Annotated in this window: 16 protein-coding genes and 4 tRNA genes; 14 read left to right on the top strand and 6 right to left on the bottom strand. The window is 43.1% G+C overall.

The features are described from left to right. Positions 1–35: 35 nt before the first annotated feature. A complete protein-coding gene (locus MLE17_RS16455) occupies positions 36–1,022 on the bottom strand; it encodes an adenosine kinase (RefSeq protein WP_243349814.1) in 987 nt (328 codons plus the stop codon). An 87-nt stretch (positions 1,023–1,109) separates the two neighbouring features. On the opposite strand from MLE17_RS16455, the gene MLE17_RS16450 reads away from it, so the two are divergent. The 4 genes from MLE17_RS16450 (at position 1,110) to MLE17_RS16435 (ending at position 1,476) form a co-directional block, all read left to right on the top strand. Next, positions 1,110–1,183: transfer RNA gene (locus MLE17_RS16450), tRNA-Asn, on the top strand. A gap of 23 nt (positions 1,184–1,206) precedes the next feature. After that, positions 1,207–1,280 (top strand) — tRNA-Asn (locus tag MLE17_RS16445). A gap of 25 nt (positions 1,281–1,305) precedes the next feature. After that, positions 1,306–1,379 (top strand) — tRNA-Asn (locus tag MLE17_RS16440). Between the two features lie 23 nt (positions 1,380–1,402). Continuing rightward, a tRNA-Asn gene (locus tag MLE17_RS16435) sits at positions 1,403–1,476 on the top strand. Positions 1,477–1,613: 137 nt separating this feature from the next. Here MLE17_RS16435 and aroC read toward each other — a convergent pair. Both aroC and MLE17_RS16425 read right to left on the bottom strand, forming a co-directional pair. Further along, on the bottom strand, positions 1,614–2,687 hold the full coding sequence (gene aroC / locus MLE17_RS16430; RefSeq protein WP_243349813.1) for a chorismate synthase: 1,074 nt from the start codon (positions 2,685–2,687) through the stop codon (positions 1,614–1,616). A gap of 112 nt (positions 2,688–2,799) precedes the next feature. After that, on the bottom strand, positions 2,800–3,291 hold the full coding sequence (locus MLE17_RS16425; RefSeq protein WP_243349812.1) for a YkgJ family cysteine cluster protein: 492 nt from the start codon (positions 3,289–3,291) through the stop codon (positions 2,800–2,802). Between the two features lie 256 nt (positions 3,292–3,547). Between MLE17_RS16425 and ruvA the strand changes: the two genes are divergently transcribed. From ruvA to MLE17_RS16400, 5 genes are all read left to right on the top strand, one after another. Next, positions 3,548–4,129, top strand: a complete 582-nt coding sequence (ruvA, locus tag MLE17_RS16420) for a Holliday junction branch migration protein RuvA (RefSeq protein WP_243349811.1) — start codon at positions 3,548–3,550, stop codon at positions 4,127–4,129. 26 nt (positions 4,130–4,155) lie between these two features. Continuing rightward, positions 4,156–11,565 carry a cell surface protein SprA gene (sprA, locus tag MLE17_RS16415; RefSeq protein ID WP_243349810.1) on the top strand — a complete coding sequence of 2,470 codons (7,410 nt, stop codon included), beginning with the start codon at positions 4,156–4,158 and terminating at the stop codon, positions 11,563–11,565. Between the two features lie 200 nt (positions 11,566–11,765). Beyond that, positions 11,766–12,536 (top strand): threonine/serine exporter ThrE family protein, encoded by a 771-nt coding sequence (locus tag MLE17_RS16410; RefSeq protein WP_243349809.1) that lies wholly within the window; start codon positions 11,766–11,768, stop codon positions 12,534–12,536. Between the two features lie 3 nt (positions 12,537–12,539). Next, positions 12,540–13,061, top strand: a complete 522-nt coding sequence (locus tag MLE17_RS16405) for a threonine/serine exporter family protein (RefSeq protein WP_243349808.1) — start codon at positions 12,540–12,542, stop codon at positions 13,059–13,061. Positions 13,062–13,082: 21 nt separating this feature from the next. Further along, positions 13,083–14,456, top strand: a complete 1,374-nt coding sequence (locus tag MLE17_RS16400; protein ID WP_243349807.1) for a glycoside hydrolase family 28 protein — start codon at positions 13,083–13,085, stop codon at positions 14,454–14,456. A 41-nt stretch (positions 14,457–14,497) separates the two neighbouring features. On the opposite strand, the gene MLE17_RS16395 is transcribed toward MLE17_RS16400, so the two are convergent. Both MLE17_RS16395 and trpS read right to left on the bottom strand, forming a co-directional pair. Further along, entirely contained in the window at positions 14,498–14,998 is a 501-nt protein-coding gene (locus MLE17_RS16395) for a VOC family protein (protein WP_243349806.1), read from the bottom strand. Between the two features lie 137 nt (positions 14,999–15,135). Next, the gene (trpS, locus tag MLE17_RS16390) at positions 15,136–16,125 is read right to left on the bottom strand and encodes a tryptophan--tRNA ligase (protein WP_243349805.1); all 990 of its coding nucleotides are present in this window, start codon (positions 16,123–16,125) and stop codon (positions 15,136–15,138) included. A gap of 216 nt (positions 16,126–16,341) precedes the next feature. Here trpS and MLE17_RS16385 point away from each other — a divergent pair, with 216 nt between their 5' ends. The 5 genes from MLE17_RS16385 (at position 16,342) to MLE17_RS16365 (ending at position 20,332) form a co-directional block, all read left to right on the top strand. After that, positions 16,342–16,926, top strand: coding sequence for a TetR/AcrR family transcriptional regulator (locus tag MLE17_RS16385; protein ID WP_243349804.1), 585 nt, complete (start codon positions 16,342–16,344; stop codon positions 16,924–16,926). A gap of 15 nt (positions 16,927–16,941) precedes the next feature. After that, positions 16,942–17,886 (top strand): 3-oxoacyl-ACP synthase III family protein, encoded by a 945-nt coding sequence (locus MLE17_RS16380; RefSeq protein ID WP_243349803.1) that lies wholly within the window; start codon positions 16,942–16,944, stop codon positions 17,884–17,886. A gap of 66 nt (positions 17,887–17,952) precedes the next feature. Next, on the top strand, positions 17,953–18,699 hold the full coding sequence (gene fabG, locus MLE17_RS16375; protein WP_243349802.1) for a 3-oxoacyl-[acyl-carrier-protein] reductase: 747 nt from the start codon (positions 17,953–17,955) through the stop codon (positions 18,697–18,699). Positions 18,700–18,796: 97 nt separating this feature from the next. Next, complete coding sequence (locus MLE17_RS16370; protein WP_243349801.1) at positions 18,797–19,480, top strand: RluA family pseudouridine synthase; 684 nt, start codon at positions 18,797–18,799, stop codon at positions 19,478–19,480. A 150-nt stretch (positions 19,481–19,630) separates the two neighbouring features. Then, positions 19,631–20,332, top strand: coding sequence for an endonuclease III domain-containing protein (locus tag MLE17_RS16365; protein ID WP_243349800.1), 702 nt, complete (start codon positions 19,631–19,633; stop codon positions 20,330–20,332). Between the two features lie 106 nt (positions 20,333–20,438). Here MLE17_RS16365 and MLE17_RS16360 read toward each other — a convergent pair whose 3' ends face one another. After that, positions 20,439–21,677: a M16 family metallopeptidase gene (locus MLE17_RS16360; protein WP_243349799.1), complete on the bottom strand. Its 1,239-nt coding sequence runs from the start codon at positions 21,675–21,677 to the stop codon at positions 20,439–20,441. Between the last annotated feature and the right edge of the window lie 116 nt (positions 21,678–21,793).

Raw genomic sequence — 21,793 nt, 5'->3', positions numbered from 1 at the left:
TGCAGAGACTCCCTTGTGTATCTTTAATTTGGGTATTAGTTGTTGCCCAGAGTGATTTGGGAGACGCGGTCTTTGATTGCGTCCCAACGTTCCGCGTCCATTTTTGCACCAATAACTTCGATAACGTTGCCCGAAAGTAATGATCCGATTTGACCGCAAACCTGTAACGGATGATTATGGATTAGTCCGTAAAGGAAACCAGCAGCATAGAGGTCCCCGGCTCCGGTTGTGTCGAGGCATGAAGCTTCGATGGCCTGAGCAGTAGCGATTTCTTCTCCCCGTTTAATTAATGAGCCTTTCGCTCCGACTTTCACAACTGCAATTTCGCAGAGTTCACCGAGTATTTCCAATGCTTCTTCCGGTTCTTTACCGGTAAAGGCATAGGCTTCTTCCTCATTGGCAAAAACGATGTCGGTATATTCCGTCAATAATTCGCGGAAGAAATCAAGATTAGCTTCAACCACATTGTAGCTTGCCATATCAAGAGCGATTTTGCAACCTGCCGCTTTAGCCAGTTTGCATGCTTTGCGGATCAGTTCCGGATTTTGGATCAGATATCCTTCTATATGGAAGTATTGATAGTTTTCGAATATTTCAGGTTTAATATCGTCGACCTCCAGGGTGGCGGCAGCTCCCAGGTAGGTGCCGAAGGTACGTTCACCATCCGGAGTGATCATGGCCATTGCACATCCCGATGCCATGTCGTTTTCGAGCAAATGAGGAATAACATTGTTCTTTTTTAATTCCTCTGCATATAGTTTGCCGTAATGATCGGGGCCTGTTTTACCGATAAAACCAGAATAAATACCCAGCTGAGCTAAGCCGCAAATTGTGTTTGCTGCCGATCCACCGGAGGCATGTTTGCTTTCAAATGACTTTATTTCGTCGATAATTGAAAATAATTTCGCTTCATCGATTAATTGCATACTGCCTTTGGGAAGACCCATAACGTTCAGAGAATCATCTGATTTAAGTTGTGTAAGCACGTCCACAAGGGCATTGCCCATTCCAAGTACTCTCATTTTTTTGTGATTTTATTGTGCAAAGATATTGCATAATTGCGAATAACCTATTACTTTTGCACTGCATTTTCAAAGGAGGTGCATCACTCTTCAGTAGCTCAGTCGGTTAGAGCATCTGACTGTTAATCAGAGGGTCGTAGGTTCAAGTCCTACCTGAAGAGCAAAAGTTTTATTGGTTATACACTCTTCAGTAGCTCAGTCGGTTAGAGCATCTGACTGTTAATCAGAGGGTCGTAGGTTCAAGTCCTACCTGAAGAGCAAAAGTTTTATTGGTTATACACACTCTTCAGTAGCTCAGTCGGTTAGAGCATCTGACTGTTAATCAGAGGGTCGTAGGTTCAAGTCCTACCTGAAGAGCAAAAGTTTTATTGGTTATACACTCTTCAATAGCTCAGTCGGTTAGAGCATCTGACTGTTAATCAGAGGGTCGTAGGTTCAAGTCCTACTTGAAGAGCAAAATAAGGTCATCGAAGTTTCGGTGGCCTTTTTTTGTTTGTGTTCAGTTGTTATTTGTTTTTTGCCGTGGATTGAAATAAAAAAACGTCTGGCTCATCATTGAGCCAGACGTTAATATGATATTCTGTAAATAAATCAGAGTTTAGTGGTTCTGTTTATCAGATAATGGTCGAAAATAACCATGGCGGCCATTGCTTCTACGATGGGTACTGCGCGGGGCAGCACGCAGGAGTCGTGACGACCTTTGGCTTTTAAAGTGATTTCGTTGCCTTCATTATCTACTGTTTCCACATTTCTCAATAGGGTAGCAATGGGTTTGAATGCTACACGGAAGTAGATGTCCTCTCCGTTGGAGATTCCCCCCTGGATACCTCCGGAATGGTTGGTGCGCGTGCGGATGGTGCCGTTGTCATTGTAGAATGCATCGTTCATCTCAGAGCCACGAAGCCCGACTCCGGCAAATCCCATTCCGTATTCGAATCCTTTTACCGCATTTATGCTTAGCATGGCATTCCCCAAAGCTGCATGTAGTTTGTCAAAAACCGGAGCTCCCAGTCCTACGGGCGTACCTTTGATTACACACGAAATTACACCGCCGATCGTGTCGCCTTCTGCTTTCATCTGGTGGATGAGCTCAATCATCTTTTCTGCCACTTCCGCGTCCGGACAGCGAACGGGGGTGTTTTCTATGGTTGAAAGGTCGTAATCTTGGTACGAGCCTGTCAGGGCTACGGACCCCACTTGTGACGTGTAAGCGATAATTTCGATACCTAGTTGTTTGAGAGCCAGCTTGGCAATTGCACCTGCTACAACGCGGGAGATGGTTTCGCGGGCAGATGAGCGGCCACCGCCACGATGGTCCCGATTGCCGTATTTGGAGGCATAAGTGAAGTCAGCGTGAGATGGTCTGTATAGCTCTTTCAGATTATCATAGTCTGAAGAGTGCTGGTTTTCATTATAGATGACGAAACCGATTGGGGTGCCGGTTGTCTTGCCGTCATAGATTCCCGAAAGGAACGAAACTTCGTCATTTTCTTTGCGGGGGGTGGTGATTTTGGATTGGCCGGGTTTGCGGCGGTCTAGCTCGCTTTGGATAAAAGCCATGTCTATTTCTATTCCGGAAGGAACTCCGTCGATTACACCGCCGATGCCTTTACCGTGTGATTCACCAAAAGAGGTTAGTTTGAAAATATTTCCGAATGAATTCATTGGGTCTGATTGTGCTTGTTAGTTTGAGTCAAGTGAATTACAGTAGAATACCTAATGTAAAAACACCCAATATGATCACGCAAAATTACTCAAAAACGATTGTATCGCCAAATTAGCCTTCGAACTCTGCTTTAAGCTGCTCCAGTATTTCGAATACAGCCGGGCAGGTCTGTGCATTACGGATGGTCAATTGATGGATTTGAAAAAACTTCTTCCGGTCGGTATGCGGATATTCGCGACAAGCCTTGGGTCGGTTTTCGTAAATGCTGCAATAATTATCCGGCATCAGAAAAGGGCAGGGCATTGATTTAAAAACATAATCGTTGTCCTCATCTATTCTAAGGTAGGAGGCAACGACTTCATGTGGCTTTAGCCGAAGAGCAGAAGCAATTTTTTCAATATCCCGGTCGGTAATGCGGGGGCCAAGGCAACGGCAACAATTGGCACATTCCAGGCAGTTTGTCTCTTCGAAAACCTCTTCATGAATGTCATGAATCGTGTCATCCAAATCCCGGAGCTGGTTCTTCTTCAGTCCTTTGAAAAAGAGCTTAAACTGCTTTTCCTGTTTTTTAGCTTTTTCCGCCAGTTGGCTCAAATCTGTCATGCTTTGAAATTTGTTGCAAAAATAGTCCATTCAGGGTGAATATTCTTTGTTGTTCGAAATAAACAATATTAATAGCGCTCTTATTTGTTCGGGAATTTGTTATATTTTTGTGGCTCTTATCGTAAATTAGGGTAAATGTAGACACGCATGTCTGTTTTGTCTTTTTGTTGAGTTAACAACTTGAAAATAAGAATTACCCAACTTGCGATTTTGAGTAGTAAACCATAAAAATCAGACCCGAAAAATTAAGAGATTTATGCTTGATTATATTTCCGGAGAAATTGTAGAACTTACGCCCGCAAGTGTGGTTGTTGACTGTAACGGCCTGGGGTATTTTATTAATATATCGCTCAATACTTATCAAAATATGTCGGTAGGCCATCGTATAAAACTTTACGTTTACGAGGCCATTCGTGAAGATGCGCATCTGCTTTATGGCTTCCGGGATAAGCATGAGCGGGAGATTTTTCTTCTGCTGATCTCCGTTTCGGGGGTCGGGACCAATACTGCAAGGGTGATTCTTTCCTCGATGACCGTAGCGGAACTGGAATCAACCATTGCATCCGGTAATTCCAAACTGCTTAAAACAGTGAAAGGTATCGGTGCTAAAACAGCAGAACGTATTATTGTTGACCTGAAAGACAAAATAAAAGCCTCGGGAGACTCGTTAATTATGGGTGCATTGGCTCATTCCGAAACGGAAAATGAAGCAGTTGCTGCATTAATCATGCTAGGCTTTATGCAGGCTGCATCGGCTAAAGTGGTACGCAAGCTGCTCTCTGAATCGCCTCAAATGACGGTGGAACAGGTGATTAAGTCAGCTCTTAAGTTACTGTAATTTGTTCATTCAAAAACTTCTATGTTTTGAAAAATAAAATCCAACCTCTTTTATCTCTTGCTCTGGTTGCACTGGCAGGCGGATTTATCAGTGTATTTGCAAAGACCGGAGGGGAAAAACAAATACCCAATCAGACGGTAAAATCAACAAGCCAGGATTCTACCGCAAAATCGCGCTACCCGGTTGCGCAGCTTGCACCTGCTTCTGCGACTGAGTATCGCCAAAAGAACCCGATTGATCTTCCTAATCCCAAAAATGTTAATACCTCAGTTGAATTTGATACGGATACACGTAATTATATCATTCGGACCAGGATGGGGGATGTGGATATAGCGACTCCGATTTTGCTGACTGAAAAAGAGTATATGAACCAGACTTTTTATCAGTCCCTGCAGTCATATTACAAGTCCAAAAATGCAGAGGCTCTGTCTAAGGGAAAAGACAATCTCGGATTTTTGAATGTGAAAATCGGTCTCGGCCCTGCAGATAAATTATTTGGCCCCGGAGGAATTGATATTCGTACACAGGGATCTGCCGAGATCGGGCTTGGGATTAAGCGTAACGTAATTGACAACCCTTCATTGCCGGAGCGTTCCCGCAAACGTACATACTTTGATTTCGACGAGAAGGTACAGTTGAATGTCAATGCCAAAGTAGGTGATAAAGTGAACTTTAACCTGAACTATGATACGGAGGCAACGTTTGATTTTGACTCTAAGAAAATCAAACTTCAGTATCAGGGAAAAGAGGATGAGATTATTAAAAACATTGAAGCCGGGAATGTTAGTATGCCGGCTACCGGTTCATTGATAAAAGGTTCTCAGGCGCTGTTTGGGGTCAAATCCACATTGCAGTTTGGAAAACTTAAGGCTACAGCTATTCTGGCTCAACAAGAATCCCAGTCAAAAACGGTCAATGCAAAAGGAGGAGTTCAGACGACTTCATTTGAAATTAAAATTGATCAGTATGACGAAAATCGCCACTTCTTTCTTTCTCACTACTTCCGGGATAATTACGATAAGTGGATGAGCAAATTGCCATATATTTCTTCCGGAATGGTTATTAACCGGATGGAGGTATGGGTGACAAATAAAAGAGGTAATTATGATCAGGCCCGTAATATTATAGGTTTTACCGATTTAGGGGAACATAATGCCAAGGATTTGTCTGATAATAAATGGACACCCGGAAGTAAAGAAGTTCCTGATAATGAGTCAAACTCATTATATAAAACAATTACTTCCTGGACAGATCTACGTGAAATCAGCAAAGCAAGCCAGATATTGGAAGGCCAGATTGTGGGAGGAAAGGATTATGAGAAAATCGAGAGTGCACGCAAGCTTGAATCTTCGGAATATACCTACAATAGCCAGTTGGGATATGTTTCCCTGAAATCGGCGCTTCAACCGGATGAAGTATTGTGTGTGGCTTACGAATATACCATGAATGGTACTGTTTATCAGGTGGGGGAATTTTCGTCGGATAATACAACTGCCGGTAAAACATTGTATGCTAAGTTGTTGAAAAACACCTCGTTCTCGCCGGATTCAAAAATGTGGAATTTGATGATGAAAAACGTGTATGCACTCAATGCTTACCAGATTCAGAAAGATAAATTCCGTATGGATATTGTTTACCAAAGCGATTCTACCGGTAACTACGTGAACTATTTGCCTGAAAGTAAGAATGGAAAACAAGTCCTGCTGAAAACCATGAATCTGGACCGTCTTGATTCTAAAAATGAGAATTATCCTGACGGATTCTTTGACTATGTTGAGGGATTTACCGTTAATTCACAAACCGGACGCATTTACTTTCCTGTTGTAGAGCCATTTGGCGCCCACCTTGCGAAACAGTTTACTGACGCTAACAAGGCGAGTAAATATGTTTTCCAAGAACTCTATGATTCAACTAAAACGGTTGCCCAACAACTTGCCGAAAAGAATAAGTTTTTGTTGAAAGGAGAATATAAATCCTCATCAGGTTCGGAAATCAGACTGAATGCAATGAATGTGCCGCGGGGATCGGTAAAAGTAACAGCCGGGGGAGCAGCGTTGACTGAAAATGTCGATTATACGGTAGATTATGCGATGGGTGTGGTGACCATTCTCAATAGTAATATATTGGAATCAGGAACTCCGGTGAGTGTATCGCTTGAGAATCAATCCACATTTAGCATGCAGCGCAAAACGTTGACAGGGTTGAATCTGAATTATGAGTTCAATCCGAATTTCACCGTGGGTGGTACGATTATGCACTTATCTGAAAAGCCATTGACACAAAAAGTCAATATGGGTGAGGAGTCAATCAGCAATACAATATGGGGCTTCAATACTTCGTACCGTAAGCAATTCCAGTGGTTGACAGATCTTGTAAACAAAGTTCCTTTTATCAATGCAAAGGCACCGTCTTATCTTACTGTTAATGCAGAATTTGCGAAGTTAAATCCCGGTCATGCTAAAGAACTGGGAAACCAGGGAACTTCTTATCTGGATGACTTTGAGGCGACACAGACAGGATACAGTTTGCGTGAATATTATCCCTGGACGATTGCTTCAACACCTTCGGAATTTGCTGAGTCAAAATTGTCAAACGACATAAGCTACGGGAAAAACCGGGCTCTTCTGGCCTGGTATCAGATTGATGGGATCTTTACGCGGACCAGCTCATCTTTGATGCCGGCTCACATTAAGGCAGATAAAGAGCAACGTCAGAATAACTTTGTTCGAGAAGTAACTGAACAGGAGATTTTCCCGAATAAATCAAGGGTGTATGGCGAAACATCAATAATACCGGTGCTTAACGTTGCCTATTATCCAAAAGAAAGAGGCCCTTACAACCTGGATGTCAATCCAACAAGTTATTCATCCGGTATCAACCCCGATGGTACTTTAAGGGACCCGGCCAAACGCTGGGGGGGGGTGATGCGTAAACTTGATATTACAGACTTTGAAAGCTCTAATATCGAATATATTGAGTTTTGGATGATGGATCCATTTGTAAATGAATCCGATGCTCAAAAGGGAAGTAATGGAGAATTGGTATTCAATCTCGGGGAGGTTTCTGAAGATATCCTCAAGGATGGGAAAAAGTCTTTTGAAAATGGCTTTACAGGCGATAAAAGCATTGTCGATTCTACAAATTGGGGGTACATCTCAAAAAGACAATCTCTGACTTATGCTTTTGATAACACTACCGGACTTCGGAAGTTACAAGACATCGGATTGGATGGGCTTTCAACAACAGAAGAAAAATCGTTTTCGACCTATGCCAGTTATTTAGCTTCCTTAAAAGGTTACCTGACTGATGCTGCGTACGAGAAGATTAATAATGACCCGGCCGGAGATAATTATCACTATTTCCGAGGTTCTGATTTTGACAAGGATAAAGTAAGCATTCTAAATCGTTACAAACGCTATAACGGTACAGAGGGAAACTCAACAGCATCATCAGATTCTCCCGAGAAATATGATGTGGCAGCAAAGAATGTACCAGATGTTGAGGATATTAATCAGGATAATACTTTGAATGAATATGAACGCTACTTTGAATATCGCGTTCAAATCAACCACAAGGACACAACTATCGGTAACAACTTTATAACAGATAAACGAGTTGCTTTGGTTAATAATAAACCTGTAACCTGGTATCAGTTTAAAATTCCGGTCCATGATTATAATAAAGCAATAAATAATATCAAGGATTTTAAGACCATACGTTTTATGCGTATGTATCTTACCGGTTTCCAGGATTCTGTAATTCTTCGTTTTGCAACTTTAGAATTAATTCGCGGAGAATGGCGTGCTTATACTCAAACCCTGAATAAACAAAATGCGGCATCAAGCAATGGGTCGCTGGTACTTTCGGCAGTCAATATCGAAGAAAATGCAAACCGAAAACCGGTGGCTTATGTATTACCTCCGGGTATTAGCCGTGTGATTGACCCAAGTCAACCTCAGTTGACCCAATTAAATGAACAGGCACTTTCGTTGAAAATTACTGATTTGGGCGCCAGTGATGCGCGTGCTGTTTACAAAGGTTCAGGCATAGATCTTCGCCAGTATAAGCGTCTGCAAATGTACTCTCATGCGGAGAAAATCGCTGAAGATGATAAGACACCTAAATCGGGAGATCTTTCCGTTTTTATTAGATTAGGTTCTGACTATAAAAATAACTATTATGAATATGAGATTCCTCTCACACTGACTGAATGGGGGGAATATCTTGCAAATTCGACAAAAAGTCGTTTAGAAGTTTGGCCGGTTACGAATATGTTTGATTTTCCGCTTTCTGTTTTGACCGATACTAAGACGAAAAGAAACACAGAAAAAAACAGAGCCGGCACAAACGTGACCTTTATTACACCATATACATTGTCCGATCCGGATAACCCTGCAAACAAGATTACGGTTGTGGGAAGCCCTTCTTTGTCAGATGTCAAGACTATTATGATCGGGGTGCGTAATAATTCTACTAATTCAAAATCTGCTGAGATATGGGTGAATGAATTGCGAGTAACCGGATTTAATGAAGATGGCGGATGGGCATTAACCGGTAACGCCAATCTTGCAATATCTGACATTGCCAGCTTGAATGTGAGCGGATTGAAACAGACAGCAGGCTTCGGTTCTATAGAACAGTCTGTATCAGAACGACTGACCGAAGATTATCAACAAATGAACGTAGCCGCAAATGTTGAGTTGGGGCGTTTAGTTCCTGAAAAAGTAAAACTCAAAGCACCGCTTTTTTATTCATATTCAGAACAGGTAACCAGCCCGAAATATAGTGCGACTGATCAGGATTTATTATTGCAAAATGTTCTGAATACCTACAATACACAGGAAAAGAGAGATTCAATCAAAGATCTTTCCCAAACCTTGGTTAAGGTCAGAAGCTTCAGTGTATCAAGCCTGAAATTCGATATTCAGAGTAAAAAACCGATGCCATATGACCCGGCGAACTTTAGTGTAGGATACGCATATAACGAAAGTAATAAGCACAATCCGACTACTGCGTGGGAGATTAGCCGTGACTATCGCGGAATGTTTACCTATAACTATTCTCCAATGTTGAAGGCCTGGGAGCCATTTAATAAGGTGAAGGCAAAATCGCTTAAAGTAGTAAAGGATTTTGGTATTAACTTTTTGCCAAATAACTTCGGATTCAATACGAATATTACACGCAATTACTATGAAATGTTGTCGCGTGATTTGAATAATCCCACAACAGGAAAACTAGAAATATCGGATCCGTTATTATCCTGGAAAAAAGATTTCTTGTGGGATCGCCAATTTAGTCTGCGATGGGATTTTACCAAACAGATCAAATTCAATATTAATGCGGCAACGAATGCCCGTATTGATGAGCCGAATGTTCCTGTGAACCGTCGTCTGTTCCCTGAGCGATACGAGGACTGGAAAGATACAGTCAATATGAACTTGCGGAAGTTAGGTCGTCCTCTGACATATTCTCAAACGGCGAATTTAACATGGACTTTACCTCTAAGTAAAATCGGATTCCTCGACTGGACTACCGCAGATGTGAAATATAATTCATCATATAACTGGGACAGAGGTGCATATATCGATGCAAATACCGAGTATGGAAATACCATCCGTAACCAGATGCAGATAGGTTTTGATAGCCGGTTAAACCTGGAACAGCTGTATAATAAGTTCAAGTTTCTGAAAGATGCGAACAGGAAATTTTCCTCCCTGCAGCAGAGTCAGGGAATGCCGCGAAGAAATGATGTTATGGCAAAGAAGGAATTCAAGCAGACCATTTCCCTACGCAAGGATACGACCCTGACAATTTACCACAACCTGAACAGCCGCAATGTAAAAGTAATTGCCCGAAAAGCGGATAATAGCTTGTATGAGGTGAGTTATAAGGTAATTGACAATAATAAGATCGTCATCAACAGCAGAGGCGCCTTATCATTGCAGTTAACGGTTACTCCGGGCCCGAGAATGGAAGATTCTCCAATCTATGAAATTGGGCAATACATTGCCCGTGGATTAATGTCAGTGAGAAATATATCTATCGGTTATCGTAGGATAAATGCCATGTCATTACCATCATTCCAACCTGAAGTCGGTGCGTTCTTTGGACAAGGAAGGGAGGCGGGCTTAATGGCTCCGGGATTAGATTTTGCTTTTGGTCTGACAGATAAAAGTTATATTGAAAGAGCTAACAATAAAGGCTGGTTGTTAGGTGTAGGTAATGATTCAACCAAATTAGTAACTCCTGCTACTTATAACATCAACGACGAATTGCAGATTCGGGCAAATGTTGAACCTATTCGCGGATTGAAGATAGAGCTAAATGCAACCCGGAATACTAACAACAATAAGCAGATTCAGTTTATGTATGAGGGAATGCCTGAAATATTTACCGGTAGTTTTACAATGACTACCATTGCAATCTCGACTTCCCTGAGATCTGTAAATGCGAAGAGGGGATATCAATCAGATGCATTTGATCAATTTGTAAAGAACGTACAGACCATCACCGGTCGGATTGAAGGTAAGTATCAGGGTGTGATTTATCCAAATAGCGGTTTTAACAAGGATAATATGACCTATCCAACATACTATGATTCAAAATACGGCGGTGTAAATTCAAGTTCTGCTGATGTCTTGATTCCTGCATTTATAGCCGCTTATACCGGAAAAGATGCTAATAACATCGAGCTATCAGCTTTCCCATCATTGAAAAGCCTTTTGCCTAACTGGCGTATTACTTATGACGGGTTGAACCAGTTGCCGTTTATCAAAAGTGCATTGAAGGCGTTGAGTCTGAATCACGCATACCGTTGTACATACAGTGTCGGATCGTATTCTTCGTTTACTAACTGGATTGCCGGAATAGGTGCAGGAGATGACCTTGGATTTATACGTGATGTTCTGACCGGAAATCCGATTCCGTCATCACCATACGACATTAGTTCGGTAGCGATAACGGAAAGTTACAGCCCGCTTATCGGTGTGGATGCGACTTTGAAGAATAACATGTCTATTCATGGTGAATACAAAGACTCACGAAATGTAGCTTTGAATATTTCATCCAACCAGATTGTCGAATCACTTGCTGATGAGTTTGTGGTAGGGCTTGGATATAAAATAGCAGATTTCAAGATCTTTGAATCGAATGAGAAAAGTAAGTCGAACTTCAAGAATGACCTTAATCTACGCGGGGATATTTCCTACCGACTCAATCAGGCATTAATCCGTAAGATTGCTGATAATTTTACCCAACCTACCAGTGGAACAAGTAACATTACGGTAAAACTTTCGGCTGATTATGCAATGAGCAAAGCTCTGACATTACGGGCTTTCCTGGATAAGCAGATAAATAAACCATTGGTTTCATCGTCGTCTTATCCGGTTTCAAATACCAATTTTGGTATCAGCATGAAGTTTACATTGACAAGATAAACAACAATGAAATAATGGTAAAACGGCAGGTTGGAACATTTCAATCTGCCGTTTATATTTTAGGGAGATGGCATGTGATATTTTGCCAAATGGATTACATTTCGAATGAAAATAGTGAAAAATGGCTGCAAAAAAGTCAATTCCAGATTATATAGCGGAAATGCTCTACTTTTGTATTCAAATTGACAAACCAAAGTGCTATGGCCAAAAGAGATGAAAAGGAAATAAAGGAGTTAGGCGTATTGCTGCTTGAAATAGGAGCTTTGCTGATGAGTAACGGAGCGAGTACGGCTAGGATTCGAATAATCGTGAATCGAATTGCTGAAGCATATGGGTATTCGATGGATTTGTTTATCACACACCGGGCTCTTACGATAAATCTCCATGACGAAGAAGATGAAAACCTTTATCACGGACTCAAAAGAACCTCACCGCATGGCGTAAACTTCAGGATTGTTTCCGGTATTAGCCGAATGAGCTGGCGGGTTGTTGAAGATGGCTGGACGCTTCAACAGATACGACAGGAAATTGATCGTTTGGTTGCATTACCTCATTATCCGCGTCTGCTGATATTGGCATTGGTAGCATTGGCCGGAAGTGCTTTTTGTCGTTTGGCCGGTGGAAATGCGATTGAGATGATGATTACTTATCTTGCAACCTTTACCGGACTTTTTATCCGCCAGGAAGCCCATAAACTGAAATTCAACTTATACCTGTGCGTATTTGCCGGAGCTGCAACAGCATCGTTGGTTGCCGGATTTTTTACCCAACTGAATATGGATTTTACAGTGGAACACGCCCTGGCTACCAGTGTTCTTTTCCTTATTCCCGGAGTGCCGTTTATCAATACTTTTACCGACCTGTTTGACGGAAATACACTGAATGGCATTCTGCGCTGGACCCACGGTCTGATTCTGGCATTTATGATTGCGCTTGGCATGTTGTTTTCAATCTACATTTATCACATTTAAGCTATGGAATGGTTTACTATTATAGAAAAAGCTTTCTGGGCGGGAGCTGCAGCAATAGGATTCGGGGTTTTGTTTAATGTGCCGGTTCGCACCCTGTTTTTTGTATTTGTGCTTGGTGTATGTGGCAGCTTTGTGAAATTTACCATGATTGAATCGGGAAGCAATGTGGTTATTGCTGCTTTTGCCGGAGCGACAGTGGTGGGGTTTCTGAGTATCTGGACTTCGTTGAGCAAACATGCTCCTCCGCTTGTTTTTTCAATACCGGCAGTTATCCCGATGGTGCCGGGGATTTTTGCCTATCGGACGATGATCGGTTTAATCAATCTGACTGCAACAGCAGACGCTAACTATATGCAAGTGCTCGCAGAGACGTGCAACAACGGTGCCAAAGCGTCATTTATACTGATGAGTTTGTCTGTGGGGGTAGGTATTCCTCATTTGATTACCCGGAAAGATTCTGCAAAGGAAATGGTCATTGAGACCAAACGTCGTATCGTTGTTAAAGCAAAAAAGAAAAGAAGATAACCTTGAAATAAAGAGACGAATATGCGTATCTATAAAGCTGTTGTAGCCTTTGTTGGCGTTTTAATATTACATAGTACCATGGATGTAAAAGCAGGAACAAATCCAGAAGACATTAGAATAAGCAGACGGGATGCGATTTTGAAAAATATTGTCCCTCCGGCAATTTCTGAATACTCAGCCTCAATTTTATCTTTCGGAGCAAAGGGGGATTCACTGACAGACTGCAAGCCTGCTTTTGATAAAGCGATGAAAGCAGCTCAGAAGCGAAACGGCATGAGATTGGTCGTTCCCGCAGGAACCTATTTCCTTAACGGCCCGATTCATCTGGTGAGTAACGTGTGTATTGAGTTGCAAAAGGGGGCACGTTTGAAGTTCACCTCTGAGGCTGCCCGGTATTTGCCGGTGGTGCTTACCAGTTGGGAAGGTACTTTGCTTTATAACTACAGTCCTTTTATTTATGGTTATAAACTTGAAAATATCTCGATAATCGGCGAAGGAACCATTGATGGAAATGCTGCTGAAACTTTCAATACATGGAAAAGCAAACAGGACGAAGCTCAAATGCTCAGCCGTGATATGAATCACAATGGAACACCATTGAAGGAGCGTATTTTTGGCAGGAATCACTACCTTAGACCTCAGTTGATACAGCTATTTGAATGCAGGAATATTCTGATTGAAGGAGTGAAAATAACCAATTCGCCTTTTTGGTGCGTGCATTTGCTGAAATCGGAGAATATCACCGTTCGCGGGGTTCGTTACGATGCCAAAAACATCAACAATGATGGAATTGACCCGGAGTATTCCCGCAATATTCTTATCGAAAATGTTGAGTTTGATAACGGAGATGACAATATTGCAATAAAGTCTGGCCGGGACCACGAAGGCCGTTCTACAGCTATGCCTTCGGAAAATATTATCATCCGTAATTGTAAGTTTAAGGGATTGCATGGAGTGGTAATCGGTAGTGAAATGTCAGCCGGTGTGCGCAATGTATTTGTGGAAGATTGCACCTACGGCGGTTATTGCAAACGGGGCATTTACCTGAAATCAAATCCTGACCGAGGTGGTTTTATCACCGATATATTTATGAATAATGTCACCTTTGATAAGGTTGAAGATTGCTTCTTTATAACCTCTTATTATCATGGGGAGGGAAAAGGATATGCAACGGACATTCATAATGTCTTCGTCAATGGAATGAAGTGTCGGGAGGCTACCAATGCCGGGTTGGTCATTCAGGGGTATCCGGAGAAAAAGGTGACAGATATCTATTTCAAGAATGTCAATATAGAGAAAGCGCCCATTGGAGTCAGTTTTACAAATACGGACAATGTCGTAATGAGCGATGTAAATATTGGAGGAGTCGTCAATATTCCTTGTTCGGCCAAATAAAGAAGAACCAAACAGCAATGAGCCTGTTTGGTTTTTCTTTTTCAAATACTTCCATCAAATGCTTTTCGCAGGTTATTGATGTCGAGCTTCTTCATTTCAAACATCGCACTCATTACCCGGTCGGTCTTTTCGGAGTCAGGGTGGCTCATCAGCGTTGCCATTTCAGATGGGACAATTTGCCAGGATAATCCATATTTATCCTTGAGCCAACCGCATTGCTGAGCTTCGGGGTCACCACCTTCGGAGAGTTTTTCCCAGTAATAATCAATCTCTTCTGCCGTATCGCAATTGACGATAAATGAAACAGCTTCGTTAAACTTGAATATAGGTCCGCCGTTGAGCGCTGAAAAGGATTGCCCCATAATGGAAAACTCCACCATCATGACCGAACCGGCAGGTTTGTGATGATATTCAAAACCGAGCTCGCCATAACGGGAGATTTCACCCATCTGGGAATCGGGGAAGATAGAAGTATAGAATTTCGCAGCCTCTTCTGCCTGGTCATCAAACCATAGATTGGTAGTGATTCTGGACTTTATCATATCGGGTGTTTTAAAAGTGATTACTCTAAAAACATTGTCCGTCATCCATTAGTTTAACGAGAGCTCTTTGTGCAATAAAAAAAGCCTGACAGAAAAATTCCATCAGGCTATATCGTCTATGCTAATCAGGCAAACAATCAGAACTTTTTGAATCCCATGATTTCGCGAACTTCTGCTACCGTTTTGCTGGCACTCTCGCGGGCTTTTTCTGCACCCATTTTTACCACCTTACGCAGGTATTCTTCATCCTTCTGTATTTCAAGGATGCGTTCGCGGATAGGTGCGGTTACAGCCACGATATCTTCAGCCAGTTGTTTTTTCAGGTCTCCGTAACGAATTTCGCAGTTGTTGTATTTTTCTTCGAAGAAAGCTACAGTGTCGGGGCTTGAAACCACTTTGAGGATGGTAAAGAGGTTTTCCACCGGCTCTGCTTTCACGCTATTGGGTTCGGTTGGACCCTGGTCGGTCACCGCTTTCATCACCTTTTTGCGGATAGCAGTCGGTTCATCGAAGAGATAAACGCCGTTGCCTTCCGATTTACCCATTTTACCACTACCGTCAAGTCCCGGAATTTTGATTAGCTCCGAGCCGAAGTTGTAAGCTGAGGGTTCCGGGAAATATTCCACATTATACATCGTATTGAAGCGACGGGCAAATTTGCGCGTCATTTCAAGGTGCTGTTCCTGGTCTTTACCTACGGGCACTTTGTTTGCTTTGTGAAGCAGGATGTCGGCAGCCATCAGGGTAGGATAGGTCAGCAATCCTGCATTTACGTTTTCGGGTTGCTTGCGCACTTTTTCTTTAAAAGAAGAGGTTCTTTCGAGCTCACCGATATAAACGTGCATGTTCAGTAGCAGATAAAGTTCGGTCACTTCAGGTACATCGCTCTGAACGAAGATGGTAGAGACTTCCGGGTCAAGTCCGGCAGCAAGATATTCTGATAAAACCTGACGCACATTGCTGTGTAGGTGCGCAGGGTCAGGGTGAGTAGTCAATGAGTGATAATCAGCGATAAAGAAGTAGCAATTGTTTTCGTGCTGCATCTTGATAAAGTTGCGCAACGCTCCGAAATAATTGCCCAGGTGGAGGTTTCCGGTCGAACGGATACCGCTTACTACTGTTTCCATGCGTTATATTGTTCTGTGTTTTTTATTTTGGATGCAAAAGTAGTAATTAATATCGAGAAACATAAGGGAATAAGCCCATGAGGGGGAGAGGTAGTGTGAAAAACCGCTGTACTCTCATCCCTGTATTTCCTTTTTATTGCACGATGTAAAGGTTAAATGCAAAAAAGGTTGTATTTTTGCACGGATTATATTCAAATGTGCAATAGTAATAGAGTTATGCCGATATCCCGTACCCGAGATTTGCTGGTAGATGTGGCCAGACAGTTGTTTGCCCGCATTGGAGTTGAAAATACTACCATGAACGACATAGCCGTGGCCTCCCAAAAAGGACGTCGCACTCTTTACACCTATTTTAAAAGCAAAAATGAGGTGTACATGGCCGTTGTCGAGACCGAATTGCAACAGTTGATTCAGTCGCTTGAAGAGGTTGCCAACCGCAACATCCGTCCAGATCAGAAGCTGACCGCTTTTATCTTCACACGGCTCGAAGCGGTAAAAGAGACCGTTTTCCGCAACGGAACCCTTCGCGCAGATTTCTTCCGGGACATCTGGCGCGTAGAGAAAGTGCGGAAACAGTTTGATATCAAGGAAATAGAGCTGTTGCGTAAGATTCTGACAGATGGAGTAAACGAAGGCGTTTTCGAAATTCCTGATGTTGAGTCGATGGTAATGGTGCTCCACTATTCTTTAAAAGGATTGGATGTGCCTTACATCCGGGGTGTCTTTAACGAAGGAGGCATCGAACGTTCGCAACTGAAAGAAGATATAATCAAGCTACTATTTAAAGGATTACTTAAATAAACCTACACAAAAACTATGTTTATAAATGCGACCGGGGCGTATGTCCCAGCCGAAAGAGTCCATAATGACTATTTTCTCAATGTAAACGGCCTTACCGACGAATGGATTCTCCAGCGTACAGGTATTTCTACCCGTTCCAAAGCTGCTGCTGATGAAAATACCAACACAATGGGTATTGCAGCAGTTAAAAATGCTCTCCCTAATCTTCCTTATAATGTTGAAGAAGTCGATTTAATTATCGGCGCATCTTATTCTCCTTACGATACAGTTGCCACTTTGGCGCACGTAGCGCAGAAGGAGTTCGGTATTGCCAATGCAAAAGGCTTTTATCTTTCATCGGCCTGCTCTTCATTTGTAAATGCGGTTGAAGTTGCGGAGTGTTTCTTTGCGGCAGGCAAGGCTACCAAGGCCCTCATCATCGCGTCGGAACACAATACTGCTTATTCTAACGAAGCAGACCCGCAATCGGGACACCTTTGGGGTGATGCAGCTGTTGCCGTATTTGTTTCAAAGGATAAAATGAAAGACGGTGAAGCTGAAATCATCGATGTTTTCTCCCGCAGTCTGGGTACTGTAGGCAAAAGCACTGAAGGCGTATATCTTCGTCCCCGCACCGAAGGACTGGTTATGCCTGACGGACGTGACGTCTTCATCAATGCAACCAAGTACATGTGCGAAGCACTAAATACTATGACTGCTAATCACGGAAAAACCACCGATGATTTGACCTATATCATTACCCATCAGGCTAACAAACGCATCGTAGCGAATGTGGCCAACCATTTGAATGTATCGTTGGATAAATTCATCAATAATATTCATGAATTGGGGAATACCGGTTCGCCGAGCGCAATGATTGTCGTTTCCCAGAATTGGGATAAATTCAAGCAAGGAGACCTGCTTGGTTTGACCGTATTCGGAGGGGGATATTCCAGCGGCGGTTTGCTTATTCAATTCTGATTCATTTACTTTGCACGAAATTTCGTTCAAAAAACTATACATTTCTAATCCTAAAAATTTTTCACAATGAAATTGTTAGAAGGAAAAGTAGCCATTGTAACCGGTGCTGCACGCGGTATTGGTAAAGCAATCGCTCTTAAATTTGCTCAGGAAGGCTGTAATGTAGCTTTCACCGATTTGGCTATCGACGAAAACGCTAAAGCTACTGAAGCTGAATTAATCGCTTTGGGTGTTAAAGCTAAAGGTTTTGCTTCAAACGCTGCAAACTTCGAAGATACTCACAATGTGGTTGCTGAAATCCAGAAAGAATTCGGTCGTATCGACATTTTGGTAAACAATGCAGGTATCACCCGTGACGGTCTGATGATGCGTATGACTGAGCAGCAATGGGATATGGTAATCAACGTGAACCTGAAGTCTGCATTCAACTTCATCCACGCTTGTACTCCTATCATGATGAAACAAAAAACAGGTAGCATCATCAACATGAGCTCTGTAGTAGGTGTTCACGGTAACGCTGGTCAGGCTAACTACTCAGCTTCTAAAGCGGGTATGATTGGTTTGGCTCAGTCAACTGCTAAAGAATTGGGTTCTCGCGGTGTACGTGCCAACGCTATCGCTCCTGGCTTCATCATCACTGATATGACTCACCAGTTGTCAGAAGAAGTCCGCAAACAGTGGGAAGCCAGCATTCCTGTACGTCGTGGCGGTACCCCTGAAGATGTGGCAAACGTTTGTTTGTTCCTTGCTTCAGATATGTCATCTTACGTTACCGGCCAGACTATCCACTGTTGCGGCGGTATGTACATGTAATCTGTGTTTTACTAAAGCATTACATAAAAAAGTCGGATCCTATGCAGGGTTCGGCTTTTCTTTCAAATAACCCAATCAACCCATAAAGAAACAGCTCATGCAAGTTGTTTATGAAGACAACCACGTCATTGTGGTCAATAAAACCTGTTCCGAGATTGTCCAGGGTGACAAGACCGGAGATAAGCCACTCTCTGAAATCGTAAAAGAGTGGTTGAAGGAAAAATACAACAAACCCGGCAACGTTTTTTGCGGGGTGACGCACCGTCTGGACCGTCCGACAAGCGGACTGGTGCTTTTTGCCAAGACCAGCAAGGCATTGACCCGCCTCAATGAGATGTTTAAGACTCACGAGGTGAAGAAAACTTACTGGGCGATTGTAAAGAATTGTCCCAAAGAAACCGAAGCTGTTATCACGCACTACCTTGTGCGCAACGAGAAACAAAACAAATCCGTCGCTTACGATACGGAGAAAAAAGATTCGAAAAAAGCCATCCTACACTATAAGGTGATTGCCCGTTCGGATAACTACTTCCTGCTGGAAATAGACCTGAAGACCGGCCGCCACCACCAAATCCGTTGCCAGCTGGCCAAGTTGGGTTGTCCGATTAAAGGCGACTTGAAATACGGAGCAGAGCGTTCCAATCCAGATGGAGGTATCAGTCTGCATGCACGCCGGTTGAGTTTCATTCATCCGGTTTCAAAGGAATTGGTCGATGTTACAGCTCCTGTGCCGGAAGACCGGCTTTGGCAGTCGATGGAGAAGTTGGTAGGAGAGTCGTGAGTTTTATATCACAGAAACGTAACACAGAGAGCCACAGAGTTATTTACAGCTCTGTGGCTCTCTGTGTAAAAACCCTTTTTATTCTGATGCTAAATAATGATTTTTCCTGCTTGCTTAAATATGCCAATGCCACGAACATAATGGTCGAGAATGGCATTATTTAAATCACACCTTAATACCAAAGTTATGAATCAACCTTTGTCAGAAGCATTGAATAAATTGATGTCTTTATATCAATCACGTAAGCATCCGCTTGATTACCATAATCTCTATCAACTGGTGGTGATGGTCGTGTTATCCGCTCAGGATTCGGATAAACACATCAATCAGTTGGCGCCATCTTTTTTTGAAACATACCCTACGTTTGAAACTCTTTCCCTTGCCCAACCGGAAGATTTGCACAGTTACTTGAATTCGGTTCGTAATTTCGGGAACAAGTGTATTTGGCTGACTAAGATTGCGGCGATAGAAAAAGCTTTGGAGAATCTGCCATTAGACCTCCCGTCACTTGTTCAGTTACCCGGAATAGGCCGGAAGTCGGCAAATGTGATTCTTCGAGAAGCCGGGCGTCCAGCCGAAGGAATAATTGTCGATTTACATGTATTGCGTGTTGCGCCGAGAATCGGTATTGCTGAAGGTAGTCAACCTGAAAAGGTAGAGCAGCAATTAATGCGCCTCATTTCAAAGGAACGGTGGGGAGAGATTGGTATGGCAATCTCCTTTTTGGGGCGTGAAGTCTGCCGTCCAACCAATCCCAAATGTGAAGTTTGTGTGATGAATGCCGTCTGTTGTTTTTATAACGGAACCCATCCGGACAACAGAATTTTTTCGGACCCTTCTTTGTTTGATTAGCATCGAAGTTGTTTTATTTATTGTAAAACCAGAGAGCCACAGAGAAATAATAAATCTCTGTGGCTCTCTGTGTAATAACTCTGTTGTCCTCTGTGATACAAACAACCTATTTCTCCGCCCTGTAATAGAGCGTGGAGCAATTCTCCGGTCGGAAGATTTTACAGGCCGTTTCTTTCAGCTTATCGGGCGTGATGGCCTGGTATTTCAGCACCTCAGTATTGATATTTTCCGCCTGGGAAAAGAGTTCATAATAAGCCAGGTTGGTCGCTTTGTTGAGGTAGTGGATGTTGGAGAAGAGATCCTGCGACTCAAACTTGTTGATTACCTTCTGCACTTCGTATTCGCCGATCAATTCAGTTTTTAGCACCTCCAGTTCTTCCACCAATGCTTTTTCAGCCACTTCTAGCGAGATTCCCGGAGCCGGTTTTCCCGTTACAAAGAACAGTCCTTCTTCGATATCGCCCGTGATATGGGCATTTACCTCGGTAAAGAGTTTTTTCTCCATCACCAACCGCTGGAACAGGCGTGCGGAACGTCCACTGGCCAGGATATCCGACAGCAGGTCGCAGGCGTGATAGTCGGGCGATGTGCGGGCGGGCATGTGATAGGCTTTGGTGATCGAGTCGAGCGGAACGTTACGCGTCACTTCAAGGAAGCGAGGCTCGATTTGTGTCGGCTCTTTAGGTAAGTTGCGTACCGGTACGTTACGCCGTTCAATCGGACCGAACCATTTTTTGGTCAATGCCTTTGCCTCTTCCCAATCAATGTTTCCCGTCACAGAAAGAATAGCGTTGTTGGGAGCATAATAGGAGAAGAAGAACTCTTTTACATCCTCGAGGGTCGCCTTTTCGATATGCGAAACCTCCTTGCCGATGGTTGACCAACGGTAAGGGTGAGCCTGATAAGCCAGCGGGCGAATCAACAGTGAAATATCGCCGTAAGGCTGGTTGAGATTGCGTTGTTTGAACTCTTCAATGACCACACTTTTCTGCACATCGAGGCTTTTCTGTGAAAAGTCGAGGCTCAGCATCCGGTCTGACTCCAACCAAAAGGCCAATTCCACGTTCTGCTTCGGCACCACATCGTAATAGTTGGTGCAGTCGTTGCTCGTCCAGGCGTTGTTCTCGCCACCTGCATCCTGCAACGGGCTATCGAAGTCGGGGATATTGACGCTACCACCAAACATCAGGTGTTCGAACAGGTGCGCGAAACCGGTCTTTTCCGGATTCTCGTCTTTCGAACCTACGTTGTAGATCAGGTTCAGAGCCACCATTTGCGTGCTGTCGTCTTTGGAGTGCAGCAGTCGCAGTCCGTTATCGAGCGTATGTCTGTTGATTTCTATCATAATAGAGGGCGACCCATAAATCCCCAGTACCGATAGCTATCGGGAGGGGACTTTGGATGGGTAAGGTTATAGATTTTACACCGTAAGTGCTTGTTGTTTGTCGGTCTTAACTCCCT

It is taken from the genome of Parabacteroides sp. FAFU027, assembly GCF_022808675.1.
GTDB lineage: Bacteria > Bacteroidota > Bacteroidia > Bacteroidales > UBA7332 > CAXXIC01.
This window is presented reverse-complemented; position numbering and strand designations above follow the sequence as displayed.

Coding starts and splice junctions, on each gene's coding strand:
- MLE17_RS16380 (WP_243349803.1), top strand. CDS start 16,942: ATGTTTATAAATGCGACCGGGGCGTATGTCCCAGCCGAAAGAGTCCAT.
- MLE17_RS16365 (WP_243349800.1), top strand. CDS start 19,631: ATGGCATTATTTAAATCACACCTTAATACCAAAGTTATGAATCAACCT.
- MLE17_RS16455 (WP_243349814.1), bottom strand. CDS start 1,022: ATGAGAGTACTTGGAATGGGCAATGCCCTTGTGGACGTGCTTACACAA.
- MLE17_RS16405 (WP_243349808.1), top strand. CDS start 12,540: ATGGAATGGTTTACTATTATAGAAAAAGCTTTCTGGGCGGGAGCTGCA.
- ruvA (WP_243349811.1), top strand. CDS start 3,548: ATGCTTGATTATATTTCCGGAGAAATTGTAGAACTTACGCCCGCAAGT.
- MLE17_RS16370 (WP_243349801.1), top strand. CDS start 18,797: ATGCAAGTTGTTTATGAAGACAACCACGTCATTGTGGTCAATAAAACC.
- MLE17_RS16400 (WP_243349807.1), top strand. CDS start 13,083: ATGCGTATCTATAAAGCTGTTGTAGCCTTTGTTGGCGTTTTAATATTA.
- MLE17_RS16360 (WP_243349799.1), bottom strand. CDS start 21,677: ATGATAGAAATCAACAGACATACGCTCGATAACGGACTGCGACTGCTG.
- MLE17_RS16395 (WP_243349806.1), bottom strand. CDS start 14,998: ATGATAAAGTCCAGAATCACTACCAATCTATGGTTTGATGACCAGGCA.
- fabG (WP_243349802.1), top strand. CDS start 17,953: ATGAAATTGTTAGAAGGAAAAGTAGCCATTGTAACCGGTGCTGCACGC.
- aroC (WP_243349813.1), bottom strand. CDS start 2,687: ATGAATTCATTCGGAAATATTTTCAAACTAACCTCTTTTGGTGAATCA.
- MLE17_RS16385 (WP_243349804.1), top strand. CDS start 16,342: ATGCCGATATCCCGTACCCGAGATTTGCTGGTAGATGTGGCCAGACAG.
- MLE17_RS16410 (WP_243349809.1), top strand. CDS start 11,766: ATGGCCAAAAGAGATGAAAAGGAAATAAAGGAGTTAGGCGTATTGCTG.
- MLE17_RS16425 (WP_243349812.1), bottom strand. CDS start 3,291: ATGACAGATTTGAGCCAACTGGCGGAAAAAGCTAAAAAACAGGAAAAG.
- trpS (WP_243349805.1), bottom strand. CDS start 16,125: ATGGAAACAGTAGTAAGCGGTATCCGTTCGACCGGAAACCTCCACCTG.